Origin of the sequence: Geobacillus sp. Y412MC52 (assembly GCF_000174795.2) — a bacterium.
Taxonomy (GTDB): Bacteria; Bacillota; Bacilli; order Bacillales; family Anoxybacillaceae; genus Geobacillus; species Geobacillus thermoleovorans.
In genome coordinates this window covers 2999744-3011889 of sequence record NC_014915.1, presented here as the reverse complement: position 1 = coordinate 3011889, position 12146 = coordinate 2999744, and the positions used below count along the sequence as shown (strand labels likewise).

Annotated in this window: 17 protein-coding genes and 1 pseudogene; 9 read left to right on the top strand and 9 right to left on the bottom strand. The window is 49.1% G+C overall.

The features are described 5' to 3' along the window. Positions 1–31: 31 nt before the first annotated feature. The 3 genes from GYMC52_RS14850 to yidD form a co-directional block, all read right to left on the bottom strand. Entirely contained in the window at positions 32–1018 is a 987-nt protein-coding gene (locus tag GYMC52_RS14850; protein WP_013524465.1) for a metal ABC transporter substrate-binding protein, read from the bottom strand. 79 nt (positions 1019–1097) lie between these two features. Then, positions 1098–2282 (bottom strand): GTP-binding protein, encoded by a 1185-nt coding sequence (locus GYMC52_RS14845; protein ID WP_013524464.1) that lies wholly within the window; start codon positions 2280–2282, stop codon positions 1098–1100. Between the two features lie 87 nt (positions 2283–2369). Then, a complete protein-coding gene (yidD, locus tag GYMC52_RS14840; RefSeq protein WP_013524463.1) occupies positions 2370–2612 on the bottom strand; it encodes a membrane protein insertion efficiency factor YidD in 243 nt (80 codons plus the stop codon). Between the two features lie 213 nt (positions 2613–2825). Between yidD and GYMC52_RS14835 the strand changes: the two genes are divergently transcribed. Beyond that, positions 2826–3302: an S-ribosylhomocysteine lyase gene (locus GYMC52_RS14835; RefSeq protein ID WP_013524462.1), complete on the top strand. Its 477-nt coding sequence runs from the start codon at positions 2826–2828 to the stop codon at positions 3300–3302. A gap of 22 nt (positions 3303–3324) precedes the next feature. Here the strand turns inward: GYMC52_RS14835 and ytzI are convergent, their stop codons facing one another. Beyond that, entirely contained in the window at positions 3325–3483 is a 159-nt protein-coding gene (gene ytzI / locus GYMC52_RS18910) for a YtzI protein (protein WP_015731617.1), read from the bottom strand. 265 nt (positions 3484–3748) lie between these two features. Between ytzI and GYMC52_RS14830 the strand changes: the two genes are divergently transcribed. From GYMC52_RS14830 to ytkD, 4 genes are all read left to right on the top strand, one after another. Continuing rightward, positions 3749–4189, top strand: coding sequence for a Dps family protein (locus tag GYMC52_RS14830; RefSeq protein ID WP_013524460.1), 441 nt, complete (start codon positions 3749–3751; stop codon positions 4187–4189). 152 nt (positions 4190–4341) lie between these two features. Then, positions 4342–4737: a phage holin family protein gene (locus GYMC52_RS14825; protein ID WP_013524459.1), complete on the top strand. Its 396-nt coding sequence runs from the start codon at positions 4342–4344 to the stop codon at positions 4735–4737. A gap of 61 nt (positions 4738–4798) precedes the next feature. Then, a complete protein-coding gene (locus GYMC52_RS14820; RefSeq protein WP_013524458.1) occupies positions 4799–5131 on the top strand; it encodes a hypothetical protein in 333 nt (110 codons plus the stop codon). 58 nt (positions 5132–5189) lie between these two features. Then, a complete protein-coding gene (gene ytkD / locus GYMC52_RS14815; protein ID WP_013524457.1) occupies positions 5190–5657 on the top strand; it encodes an RNA deprotection pyrophosphohydrolase in 468 nt (155 codons plus the stop codon). 118 nt (positions 5658–5775) lie between these two features. Here the strand turns inward: ytkD and GYMC52_RS14810 are convergent, their stop codons facing one another. From GYMC52_RS14810 to GYMC52_RS14790, 5 genes and pseudogenes are all read right to left on the bottom strand, one after another. Then, on the bottom strand, positions 5776–6585 hold the full coding sequence (locus tag GYMC52_RS14810; protein ID WP_013524456.1) for an ABC transporter permease: 810 nt from the start codon (positions 6583–6585) through the stop codon (positions 5776–5778). After that, positions 6569–7360, bottom strand: a complete 792-nt coding sequence (locus GYMC52_RS14805; RefSeq protein WP_013524455.1) for an ABC transporter ATP-binding protein — start codon at positions 7358–7360, stop codon at positions 6569–6571. The genes GYMC52_RS14810 and GYMC52_RS14805 overlap by 17 nt, the downstream gene beginning before the upstream one ends. Before the next feature lie 18 nt (positions 7361–7378). Beyond that, positions 7379–8065: pseudogene (locus GYMC52_RS14800) on the bottom strand (ABC transporter substrate-binding protein); the annotation flags it as partial. A gap of 17 nt (positions 8066–8082) precedes the next feature. Continuing rightward, on the bottom strand, positions 8083–9471 hold the full coding sequence (locus GYMC52_RS14795) for a recombinase family protein (protein ID WP_013524454.1): 1389 nt from the start codon (positions 9469–9471) through the stop codon (positions 8083–8085). 69 nt (positions 9472–9540) lie between these two features. Further along, on the bottom strand, positions 9541–10218 hold the full coding sequence (locus GYMC52_RS14790; RefSeq protein WP_013524453.1) for a LexA family protein: 678 nt from the start codon (positions 10216–10218) through the stop codon (positions 9541–9543). 202 nt (positions 10219–10420) lie between these two features. Here GYMC52_RS14790 and GYMC52_RS14785 point away from each other — a divergent pair, with 202 nt between their 5' ends. The 4 genes from GYMC52_RS14785 to GYMC52_RS14765 all read left to right on the top strand — a co-directional run bounded on the left by GYMC52_RS14785 (position 10421) and on the right by GYMC52_RS14765 (position 12132). Further along, positions 10421–10639, top strand: coding sequence for an XRE family transcriptional regulator (locus GYMC52_RS14785; RefSeq protein ID WP_013524452.1), 219 nt, complete (start codon positions 10421–10423; stop codon positions 10637–10639). 238 nt (positions 10640–10877) lie between these two features. Further along, entirely contained in the window at positions 10878–11057 is a 180-nt protein-coding gene (locus GYMC52_RS14775; protein ID WP_013524450.1) for a hypothetical protein, read from the top strand. A 50-nt stretch (positions 11058–11107) separates the two neighbouring features. Beyond that, a complete protein-coding gene (locus GYMC52_RS14770; RefSeq protein WP_013524449.1) occupies positions 11108–11887 on the top strand; it encodes a Rha family transcriptional regulator in 780 nt (259 codons plus the stop codon). Next, positions 11884–12132, top strand: coding sequence for an AbrB/MazE/SpoVT family DNA-binding domain-containing protein (locus GYMC52_RS14765; protein WP_013524448.1), 249 nt, complete (start codon positions 11884–11886; stop codon positions 12130–12132). Before GYMC52_RS14770 ends, GYMC52_RS14765 begins: the two co-directional genes overlap by 4 nt. The last annotated feature ends 14 nt before the right edge of the window (positions 12133–12146 follow it).

Below are 12146 nucleotides of genomic sequence, written 5' to 3'. Positions count from 1 at the left end.
GCCTCAATCGAAAGAGGCAGGCGGTTGTATTTCAATGAAGGGCTTTTTGCAGCACGCGGAGATTCTCGGCCATAAGGGCAAAGTAATCTTTGTGGGCTTTTCGATCTTCATCGGTCAGCGATTCCAAGTTATGCAGACGGAGCGGCTTGGCGCCGATTTCGTTCTGAATCACTTCCGCCGTTTTGGGATGAACATTTTGTTCGAAAATGACATAGCGGATGTGATGCTGTTTGGCTGTCTGGATGAGCTGAGTCAGCTCTTTTTGCGATGGTTCGTTGCTCGGAGAAAGCCCGGAAACGCTCAGCTGTTTGATTCCGTAGCGGTCTTCCCAATATCCGTAGGCTTGATGGGAAACGAGTATCTCTTTTCTAGGAGCTTTCTCCACTGTTGAACGGAATTGCCCGTCAAGGCGCTCGAGTTTCATCTTTAACGTTTCAAAGTTTTGCATAAACAGGTCTTTTTTTTCAGGTTTCAGTTCAATCAGCAAATCGCGGATGTTCTTGGCGATCGCAATGGATCGGATGGGGTCAAGCCATACGTGAGGATCTTTGTCTCCGTGTTCATGGCCATGTTCTTCCTCATGTCCCTCTCCGTGTTCGTCTTTGTGCCCTTCGCCATGCGCATGCTCCTGTTCATGGTTCGATTCAAGCAATTCGATGCCGTTTGTAGCCACGAGAAATCGGACGTGCTCATTTTGTAATGTTTCCTGCAGTTTTTCGGCGAACGGTTCCATCCCGTGGCCAATGTAAATGAAGGCGTCCGCATCGGCAATCTGCTGCACGGTTTTGGTTGTCGGTTCGAACGTATGGGCTTCAACTCCCGGCGGGTAAACGCTTTTGACGTTCACAGCGTCGCCGCCGATTTTTTTCGTAAAGTCTTCAAGCGGATAGACGGTTGTATAAATCGTTAGCTGATCGTTCGATGTTTGGCCCTCTTTTGTTTCTGGCTTCGATTGACAGCCGTATAGCAAGGCGCTTGCCGCCAAAAGGAAAGACAAAATGATGGACGTTGCTCTCATGTTGAACTCCTTTCTGGAATAAAGATGTCCGCATTTATTATATCGTAATCATTACGATTTGAAAATGGTGGATCACCGTTTAGGCCGAAGGAATCAATGAAGGAAACGGATTGGGCAACAGCGTCCAATCTTCCTTCATCTCCTCATCGGTCAGCAAGCATTGGTCCAGCGAGCGTTCGATGCGATCTGCGTTCATATGGATGCCAATCAACACGAGTTCGGTCAAGCGATCGCCGTAGGTGTCATCCCACTTTTCCTGCCATGCTTCCTCTTCTTGCAACAGCTGTTTTATGTCCTCTTCTGGATAGGAAGCCATCCATCGTCCCGCTGCTTGCATGGAGATGGATGTCCCTGCTTGCGATAGGAGAATGCACCAGTCGTTCCAAGACGCGAGCCAAATAAATCCTTTCGCGCGAACCACTTCTGTGGGCCAGTTTTCAAGCCAATTCATCAAACGTTCCGGATGAAACGGCCGCTTTCTTCGATAAACAAAGGAAGAGATGCCGTATTGTTCAGTCTCGGGTGTGTGCTCTTCATTCAGCTCTTTGATCCAGCCGGCTGATTGGCTCGCTTTTTCAAAATCAAATAAGTGGGTGTTTAAAATGGAATCGAGCGGCACTTGGCCGAAAGTTGCCGGGATGATGACGGCTTCTGGATTCAGCTTTTGGAGCACTTTTTGCAGTTTTTGAACTTCCTCCGGCGAAACAAGATCGATTTTATTCACGACAATGACATTGGCGAACTCGATTTGTTCAATGAGCAAATCCGCAATTTCGCGGCTGTCCGTTTCATCGACGGCCTGTTGGCGGTCGAGCAAGGTTTCGCCCGAGGAAAAGTCCGTCCAAAAACGGTTGGCGTCGACAACCGTCACCATGGTGTCCAATCGGCATTTTCGGGATAGATCGATTCCAAGTTCCTCATCCAAATACGTAAACGTTTGCGCAACGGGAATGGGTTCGCTGATTCCGGAAGATTCAATGACAATATAGTCGATTTCCCCGTTTTCGACAAGCTGATCGACCGCTTTGATTAAATCCTCCCGCAAGGTGCAGCAAATACAGCCATTTTGAATTTGGATGAGCTTTTCTTCGGTGCGGAAAAAGCCGTTTTGCCGAACGAGTTCGGCATCAATATTGATTTCACTCATATCGTTGACAATGACGGCGATTTTTTTTCCTTCCCGATTGTGCAAAATATGATGAAGCAAAGTCGTTTTTCCTGATCCTAAGTAACCGCTTAATACAGTGACAGGAATTTTGTTCATCTATAGCCCCTCCATTTTGAAAATAGTAATCATTACGATTTAACACGATCCATCATACAAAAAAATAAAGCCCAAGGCAATAGTTTTTTAGTTATTTTTTCTTTTCAGATGATGGGTCGGTTCAGGGACAGGGTCAAGCCCGCCCGGATGGAACGGGTGGCATTTCAAAATGCGCTTCGCCGTCAGCCATCCCCCTTTTATGGCGCCAAAGCGCCGGATCGCTTCGATGCCATAGTTCGAGCAGGTCGGATAAAAGCGGCATGTCGGCGGCTTGAGCGGAGAAAGGAAGCGTTGATAAAAACGGATGCACCAAATCAGCCATTGGCCCATGTACAGTTCTCCTTTCTGTGATCATCATGATTACAATAGAACAAACCGTTCTTTTGTTCAAGCAAAACGACTGTCGTTCGCTCGGAATGGGGGCGCTCGCCCAGACCTTGCTTTTTGGGCATAGACGCCAAGCGAGAGGCAAAAAAGATGCGGGACGCCCCTCGTTTTGGTTATGATAAAGAAAGAGGATCAAAATAGCTAGGAGTGATTGACATGCCTTCACCGGTGGAAAGCTTTGAATTGGACCATTGCGCGGTCAAAGCGCCGTACGTTCGGCATTGCGGCGTTCACAAAGTCGGCAGCGACGGCGTCGTCAATAAGTTTGACATTCGCTTTTGCCAGCCGAACAAAGAAGCGATGGACCCGGCCGCGATTCATACGCTCGAACATCTGTTGGCGTATACGCTGCGCCGACATGCGGCGAAATACAATCATTTCGATATTATCGACATCTCGCCGATGGGCTGCCAAACCGGGTTTTATCTTGTCGTGAGCGGCTCGCCGACCGTGGACGAGGTCATCGATTTGTTGGAAGAAGCCATGAAGGACGCGCTCGCCGCGACGGAAGTGCCAGCCGCGACCGAGCGGCAATGCGGCCAAGCGAAGCTGCATGATCTAGAGGCGGCCAAACAGCTGATGCGCTTTTGGCTTTCGCAAGAGAAAGAAGAGTTGAAAAAGGTGTTTGGTTGATGAACAAGCCGGCCCCGCGCCGCTACTGCGGCTGCTTCGGGCCGGCTTGTTGTTCGCCGCCGCGTTCATTCGGGAGCGGATCGACCGTATGCTTGTACGCGTACGCTTTGGAAGTCGTGATGACCGCTAAAGCGAGAACGGCAGCGGCGATGATGAGGCAAACGGCTAATGTCCAGTACATGATAAGACCCACCTTTTTTCTTTCCATTATAACATACAAAAAGCGTCTTCCCCGCCGCGCTGCTTCGTCTTTTTCTTCCCGCCCCTCCGGCAAACGGACCGGGCGCGTCTGCGTCCACCGAGACGGGCGGCTGCTTTTTTCCTCTTCCGCTTGCCTTGGACTATTCATATTTCCGGCGGAATCGGGGAAAGCTATCCATCGGCACGTTTTCCATGTTTCATCAACAAGCCAGCTGGGTACAAGAACCATGAGGAGGAGTGAGAGGATGGCAACCCGACTGATCGATCTTGTCAACAAGCAAATCGCCAACTGGACTGTGTTGTACGTGAAATTGCACAACTATCATTGGTATGTCACCGGGCCGCAGTTTTTCACGCTGCATGAAAAATTCGAAGAGCTGTACAACGAAGCCGCGACCCACATTGACGCCCTGGCCGAGCGGCTGTTGGCGCTCGGCGGCAAGCCCGTGGCGACGATGAAAGACTGCCTCAAGCAGGCGTCCGTCAAAGAAGCGGCCGGGACGGAAACGGCGGAGCAAATGGTGGCTTCGATTGTCGGCGACTTTGAAACGATGATCGGCGAATTGAAAGAAGGCATGAAGCTGGCGGATGAAGTGAACGATGAAACGACGGGGGATATGCTGCTTGGCATTCATCGCAGCTTGGAAAAACACGTCTGGATGTTGAAATCGTTCTTAGGACGATAAGAAGAGGAGGCTGTCCTCAGGTCGGGGGACGGCCTTTTGCTTTGCCCTTTCTTTGTCGAAAAAGGGCGATTTTTTAGGGAATGCGCCGCGCCGCGTTCTCCCCTCCGGGCATACGATAGTTACGCGTATCCTATGTTCAAGGAGGGGGGAGCGTGAACAAGCCGATCCCGATGGTTGCCGTGTCGCTGTTCGGTTCGTTTCTGTCGCTGTTTGTCGGCAGCGTGGACTCATTTGTCGTGATTTTGCTTGCTTTGGTCATTGTCGACTACCTTACCGGCATTGCCGCCAGCGCGGTCGAAGGCAAGCTGTCAAGTCAAGTCGGCTTTCGCGGCATCATCCGCAAACTGTTGATTTTCGTTCTGGTGGCAGCATCGCATCTCGTCGATTTGGCCATTGGATGGAACATGCATGTAATCCGCGATGCGATCATTTTTTTCTATATCGCCAATGAGTTTATCTCGATTGTGGAAAACGCCGGCCGGGCGGGCGTTCCGATCCCGTCCGTGCTGCGCAAGGCGATCGAGCTGTTGAAAGATGAAATAAAATAAGCATATTTTTCCCCGATTGCCCCACACTAAGCAAAAAGAGCAAAAGAAGGAGTGGACGAAGGTGGCAGATGAACAAAAAAAGACGTATTACGTCTCAATGGCGCACGGGGAAATTTCCCAGTTGAAAACCGCTTCGCCGTGGGACTTCCAAATTGAAGCAACGGATGAGGAAATCACCCAGCTGCGCGAATATTTTGATCAAAATTATTCGACCGACTGGCAGGCGTTTTGGCGCACCCATGTGCCGTACATCCAATACCATTATGATCGGGAAAACGATGCTTACGACCGGACGATTGTCGACATTTACAAAATGATTTATGAGCTCGGCAACGACGAAGCGAAAGCGCACATCCGCTCGATGGGCATCCTTCCGGACGAAAAAGAAGAGTAAACGCCGCGAGTCGAGCGGCGTTTTTCTGTATAATGGGGAGAGGAAAGGGGAGAGTCCGATGCATGAATTTCGCGATTATTACGGACATCGCGTTCGGCTGGCCTTTGCGGATCATCCGTTTTCCCCCTCCCCCGGGCATGTATGGGTCATTTGCCGCTATGGCGGGCGATGGCTGTTGACGGATCATCCGCGCCGCGGCCTTGAGTTTCCCGGCGGCAAGGTGGAAGAAGGGGAAACAGCGGCGGAAGCCGCGGCCCGCGAAGTGATGGAAGAAACGGGGGGAATCGTCGGCCGGCTCGAATACATCGGCCAATATAAAGTGGAGCCGGATATCGTGAAAAACATTTATTTTGCCGACATCGCTGCGCTCGTCGAGCGGGGGTCGTATTTGGAAACGAACGGCCCGGTGCTGCTTGAGGCGCTGCCGGATGACATCCGCACGGATGATCGGTTCAGCTATATCATGAAAGACGATGTCCTTTCGCTTTCGCTTGCCGAGTTGAAACAGCGCGGGCTGATCGATTGAAAAGGGGCGCCGATCGGCGGCGGCTCCCAAAGATGGGCTTCCCAAAAGCGGCGGATGCCGGCTCATTGGGACGACAGGAATGAAACGAGACGCCCGTCAACATTCGGCGGGCGTCCCGCTAGCGGCGGTTTCCCCATTTTTTCTCGATCAAGGCGACAAGCTGATACATCAAGGTCGACAGCAAGGCGACGATGAGCAGGCTCATCAATACAAGCGTGAAGTTGAACACTTGGAAGCCGTAAATGATTAAATAGCCGAGCCCTTGTTTCGAGACGAGAAACTCGCCGGTGATGACGCCGACCCAAGCGAGGCCGACGTTCACTTTCAACGTCGAAATGATCGCCGGGAACGACGCCGGCAGCACCGCCTCTTGAAAGCACTGGTAGCGGGTGGCGCCGAACGTCCGCAATACTTTCAAATAGTTCGGATCGACCTCTTGGAACGCCGAATAGACGACGATCGTCGTGATAATGATGGAAATGACGACGCCCATGGCGACAATCGACGTCAAGCCCGGCCCGAGCGCAACGATCAAAATCGGCCCGAGGGCGACTTTTGGCATGGCGTTGAAGACGACTAAGTATGGATCAAGCGTCTTCGCCAGACGCGGAAACCACCAAAGAAGCGCGCCAATCAGCGCCCCGCCGGCCGTGCCGATGAAAAATCCGAGCAGGGTCTCAAACAGCGTCGCCCATGTATGGGCGAATAGAGAGTGATCGCTCATTTTTTCGACAAACAGCTTGGCGATGGCGGATGGAGAACTAAATAGAAGGGGATCGACCCAATGGAAGCGGCTTGCCGCTTCCCAGACGGCGAAAAAGGCGACAAGCAGCACCGTCTGCCAAAGGCGGATGATCCGATGTTCTTTGCGCAAGACGGCGAGGTATTCTGTGTGCAGCGCTTCAATGCGTTTATTGGGCGGATTCAAGGGCCTCCATCTCCTTCCAAATGGATTGAAAGAGCGCTGGAAACGATGGATGCTGGCGGGCGGCAAGCGGCGGGCGGCAGCGCAGTTCATCCGGGATGACAAACGTCCGCACAAGGCGGCCGGGGCGCGGCGAAAACAAGAAAATGCGGTCGCTCATGGCGATGGCTTCTTCGATGTCATGGGTGACGAGCACCGCTGTTTTTTCGTATTGTTTTAACGTCTTCCAAACGAGTTCTTCCAGTTTCAGCTTTGTTTGTTGATCGAGGGCGGAAAACGGTTCATCAAGCAAAAGCAGCTTCGGGTCGGTCGCCAACGTGCGCACGAGCGCCGCACGCTGGCGCATGCCGCCGGACAGCTGGCTCGGGTAATACGACTCGACGCCGGCTAGGCCGATCTCCGCCAGCAGAGCGAGCGCCCGTTCTTTCGTGTCAGCGGTCAGCGTGTCGGTGATTTTCAACCCGAGAAGGATGTTTTCTTCGATCGTTTTCCACGGAAACAAATAGTCTTGCTGAAGCATGTAGCCGACCGCCCGGCGTGTCGTCGGGACATCTGTTTCAGCCGTCCGCAGCGGGTTGCCTTCGATGAAGATCGTTCCTTCCGTCGGTTCAATCAGCCCAGCGATGATGGACAAAAGCGTCGTTTTGCCGCAGCCGCTTGGGCCGAGAAAGGAGACAAATTCTCCTTTCTCGACGGACAGCGACACGTCATCGAGCGCAGTGACAGCGGTCGTTTTTGTCAAATACGTGTGCGAAAGGCGGTCGATGACAAGAAACATTTCGTTCACCCGCTTTCGTCACTTGTTTATCGCGTTTTTGGCAAACGACGAATCAACAAGCGTGTTCAGGTCGATGCGCTTCGGCAGCTCGCCGGCTTCGGCCATAATGGTTTGCAAGTTGTTCCATTCTTCTTCATCCAAAATCGGATCGGTCGCGTAGGTCCCTTGGCTTTTGTAGCGGTCGACGACTTTTTCGATCAAAGCCAAATCGGTGTCTTTGAAATACGGCTGAATGGCTTTCGCCACCTCAGCTGCGCTGTGCGATTCGACCCATTGCTGCGCTTTGTAGATCGCGCGCGTAAATTTTTCGATCACGTCTTTGTTTTCGTTCATGTAGCTTCGTTTCGCCATGTACGATGTGTACGGAACGCGTCCGGACTCCGTGCCGAATGAAGCGACGATATAGCCTTTCCCTTCTTGTTCGAAAAGGCTTGCCGTCGGCTCAAACAGCTGGACGAAATCGCCCGTCCCGCTCGCAAAGGCGTTGGCGATGTTGGCGAAATCAACGTTTTGGATCAGCTTCAAATCTTGATGCGGGTCAATGCCGTGTTTTTTCAGCACAAACTCGCCGACCATTTGCGGCATGCCGCCTTTCCGTTGACCGAGGAACGTGCTTCCTTTCAACATCTCCCATGTAAAGTGGCCGATTTTTTTGCGCGAGACGAGAAACGTTCCGTCCGTCTGGGTCAGTTGCCTAACCTTAACTTTTACGCAGGTTCAGCTTATTTTAGGGTGTAATCAAGAGTAATCTTCTTGAGTTTCCCTTTTTCCCTGTATATCACGATCTTTTCGAAAATGCTAAATAGCAGTTCTTTTTTAGTGAAATCGTTCGCTTGTTCAAATTGCTGTTTAAAATCGATCATCTTGCTTAATCGATTATATTTCTCCTCAACGGGCTCTTTATCCTCCTCAACCTCGCTCAACTTGCTATAAATTTCTTCTTCTTTCTTGTTTAATTCATTGATTTTTGCAAACAGTTCCTCTTTTGGGATCGGATTGCGATCGTCCATATACAAATCGTACCATTTTTCTTTCTGCCTTTTTATTTTCTCCAGCTCCTTTGTTAGAGCGGAGACGTCGACCACTTCCTGCTGGTCGTATCGGTCAGAAAACTTGGACATAAAATACTCTTTCGAGGTGATAAGCAGCTGAATTTCATCGAGCAAGGGCTCTAAAATGTTTTTTTCGTTCGTAATTCGATGGCATTTTGTACAGCGGTAGTATGTTTTCTGTTCACGTTTATCGAAATGCCCCTGCATTTTATGTCCACCACAATTCCCGCATTGTAAAAGACCGGTAAAAAGGAACTTCCCCACTCTTTTCCGATCCACTCCTCTTTTTTCTTTTTCCTTCTGTGCTTTTTTAAATAGCGTTTCGCTAATAATTGGCGGGTGATTGTTAGGGACAACCTTATCTCCCCATCGATACGTACCGATGTAAATGTCATTCGTCAAAATGTCGCGTACAGAATTGTGGTTCCACTCTTTTGCGATTCGCGGCTTAACCATTAGTTCATTCAGCCGATCCGCGATGCTTCGGTAGCCGTATCCGTCGCAATACATGCGGTAAATCATCCGAACAACGTCCGCTTCTTCTTCGATAATCGTACAATTAAAATCTTTATCGAATTTATATCCATACGGAGAGTGCCCTCCAGGTTTTTTTCCCTCATCAATCATTTGCTCGATGCCGAACTTTACGCGCTCAGCAAGGTTTTCACGCTCCCATTGCGCCAGCGCGGCGACAAGCGTGATGAATAGCCTCCCCATCGCTGTGGAAGTGTCATATACCTCGGTCGCTGAACGAAACGCTACATTGTACTTTTCAAACGTCTGAAGCAACAAATACAAGTCCAATACAGATCTTGTTAATCGGTCTAACCGGTAAACTAGTACAATATCGATATTTCCTTTCTTTATGTCTTTAAGTAACCGTTGCATTTGCGGGCGATCTAAATCCTTTGCAGACCAACCTTCTTCGATGTACTCCTGCACAATCTCCCAACCTTGGCTTGCACAAAACGCACGAAGCCGTTCGCGTTGTGCGGGGATCGAAAACCCCTCTTTCGCTTGCTCGTCTGTACTGACCCGAACATAAATGGCGACTTTCATCGGATAATCCCCCTTAACAAAAACGGGCGAGCCGTCGCCCGCCCTGATTAAATCTTTAGCGCTAAAGACTCAATCTAATAATACGGCATACCATATGACTTTAGCATAGATTTTAAGATCATTAACTGTGTCATATGGAACGACAATATCATGATACTTTTTGAAGGTTGATTCAGGACTAAAGATCAACAATCGATTATCTTCATCTTTCCTGAATCGTTTCATCGAGTATTCATTATCGTGGCTAAAAATGACGATGTCGTCTTCTTTCAGTTCCCCTATCTCGATGGGCTTGCAAACAACATACGATCCGTTAGGGATTATTTTGTTCATGCTTTCGCCGTTCACCTTTAAGGCGAACAAATCTTTGCTGTCCGAATATTTCCCTAACATGTGCTTCGGCAAAGCTATATACTCCACATTGTCTTTAGTGACTGGATCAACAGTCGAAAGCGCGCCAGCCGCGATACTTCCGTATAAAGGAAGTTCTAGTTTAATAGAATGTGGTTTGTTTTGATCGCGTCTTGGCTCTGACCATCCGTTTGCCTCCATCATCTCAAGCTCTTCCACCGTAATACCCAGCCCCTTGCACACTTTTAGGACATTATCAATTGAGGCTTTCCCCAATCCTCTTGTCAGCATGGAATTGAGAGTGGTAGGTGGAATGCCGATGGCTTCTGCAAATTGTCTCCGGCTGCTGTATCCAGCTTTCTTCATTAGATGTTCAACAATCTCTTCTTTTGTCACTTCTATCACCTCCTTTAATTAAGTATGTACGAAAAAGCGTACATTTATAATCTAGCACTAAATTTCGTTCATGTGAAGTGGATGTAACGAAATTTTGTTCATTTTTTATGAAAAATCTATTGACTTTGAACGAAAATGCGTTTATATTAAAGTTAGATCGAACGAAATTGCGTTCAATCGATAAACAGGAGGTGGAAAAACATTGTATAAAAACCTTAAGGCAGAAATGGCCCGGAGGGGAGTAATGGTGAAGGATATTGCCGAGTTGTTGAATGTCCGGCGCTCAACAGCAAGCGACAAGATAAACGGGAAGTTCCGGTTTTATTACGACGAGGCGCTGAAGATCAAGAAGGAATTCTTTCCAGACCTTGATTTAGAGTATCTGTTTGCGTCGGACGGGTCTAAAGGAAAAACCGCATAAGGTGGTGTGTATAATTTGTCGGTGACTCGCAAGGCTGTACACATCGTTTCTTTGCATACATCTCCTACAAAGGAGATGGTCAGCATGAGAAAGCAAAAAAGAACAAGAAGACCGCAGGAAGTAGTAGTGCGGTGCGTGGGCCGGAAGGAACCATCTAAAGAAGCGTTAGATCGCTTCATTGAAATTTATGTAAGGATGGTCAAGGAAAACGAAAGTAAACAAAAGGAGGTGAACACAAATGCCAAAACTACCCAGCGCGTATGACTTCGCCAAACTTGAAGAAGCGATCGCTTTCTATACGAGAACTGTTGCCGAAGTGGCAAAATCCCGCGACTACAGCCTGCACGACGAACTCATGCGGTTCAAACGCGAATTGCACGAGCGGATTGACCGGGAATATGATCCGGCTGCCCTGTGAGGGGCGTTCCTTTTCGGAAGAAAATGGACAAGTAGGGGAGGAACGAGAAAATGAGCGATTTAGTTTTCATTCAAAATGATGAGGTTTTGACTGATAGTCTTACAGTCGCGGAAATGTTCGGAAAAGAACATAAAAATGTTAAACGTGACATCGAAAATACAATTAACAACATCGATGTCTTAAAAACATCAGAAGAAGCTCGTGAATTAGGGATTGATTTTTCATCGCTCAAATTTGAGCGATGCGAATACAAGGCGGCAAACGGTCAGATTTATACGAAGTTTCTTCTAAACTTCGATGCTTTCATGCTTGTGACCATGGGCTATACAACGCAACGGGCTATGTTGGTGAAGGTTCGATATATCAACGAATTCAATCGCATGAAAGAGGCATTGCAAAAACAACAGCAGGTGTTACAACCAAAAACCCAGGCGGAAATGTTGCTCCTATACGCGCAGCAAATGGTTGAGCAGGAACGAAAAATCAAAGCTCTTGAAGAAGATAACGCTCGCCAAAATAGCCGGATTGAACAACTTGAAAACAAAATTGAAAAACGGATGACGGAAGAATTCGAAATGCAGCTGGTCACACCAACGCAGATCGGCAAGATGTTTGAACCGGCGCTTTCCGGAAAAGAAGTCAATAAACTTCTCCAAAAAGCCGGATTGCAATGGCGCGTCGGCGGCGAATGGGTAGCGACGGTGGAAGGGAAGAAATACAGCAGTTCCGAGCCGATTCAGTTGGAAAGTGGGAAAATGGTGTATCAGCTGAAATGGCAGCGTAGAGTTAAAGATATTATCCAAGCTGAAATGGAGGTGACCGTGAAATGAAACCACTGGGAATCGTCCGCAGAATCGACCATTTAGGACGCATCACCATTCCAATGGAAATCCGCCGCGTACACGGCTGGAACACCGGGACACCGATCGAAATGTTTGCAACCGATAAAGGATTGCTACTCCGGGAATACGGTGCAGAGCAGAAAAAGCTCGCCGTGATCGAAGGATTGAAATCCCTAGCTGATATGGTCGATGACGACACAGCTTTAGCGATCATCGGGGACATCATGGAATAAGTGAAAGGAGAGAC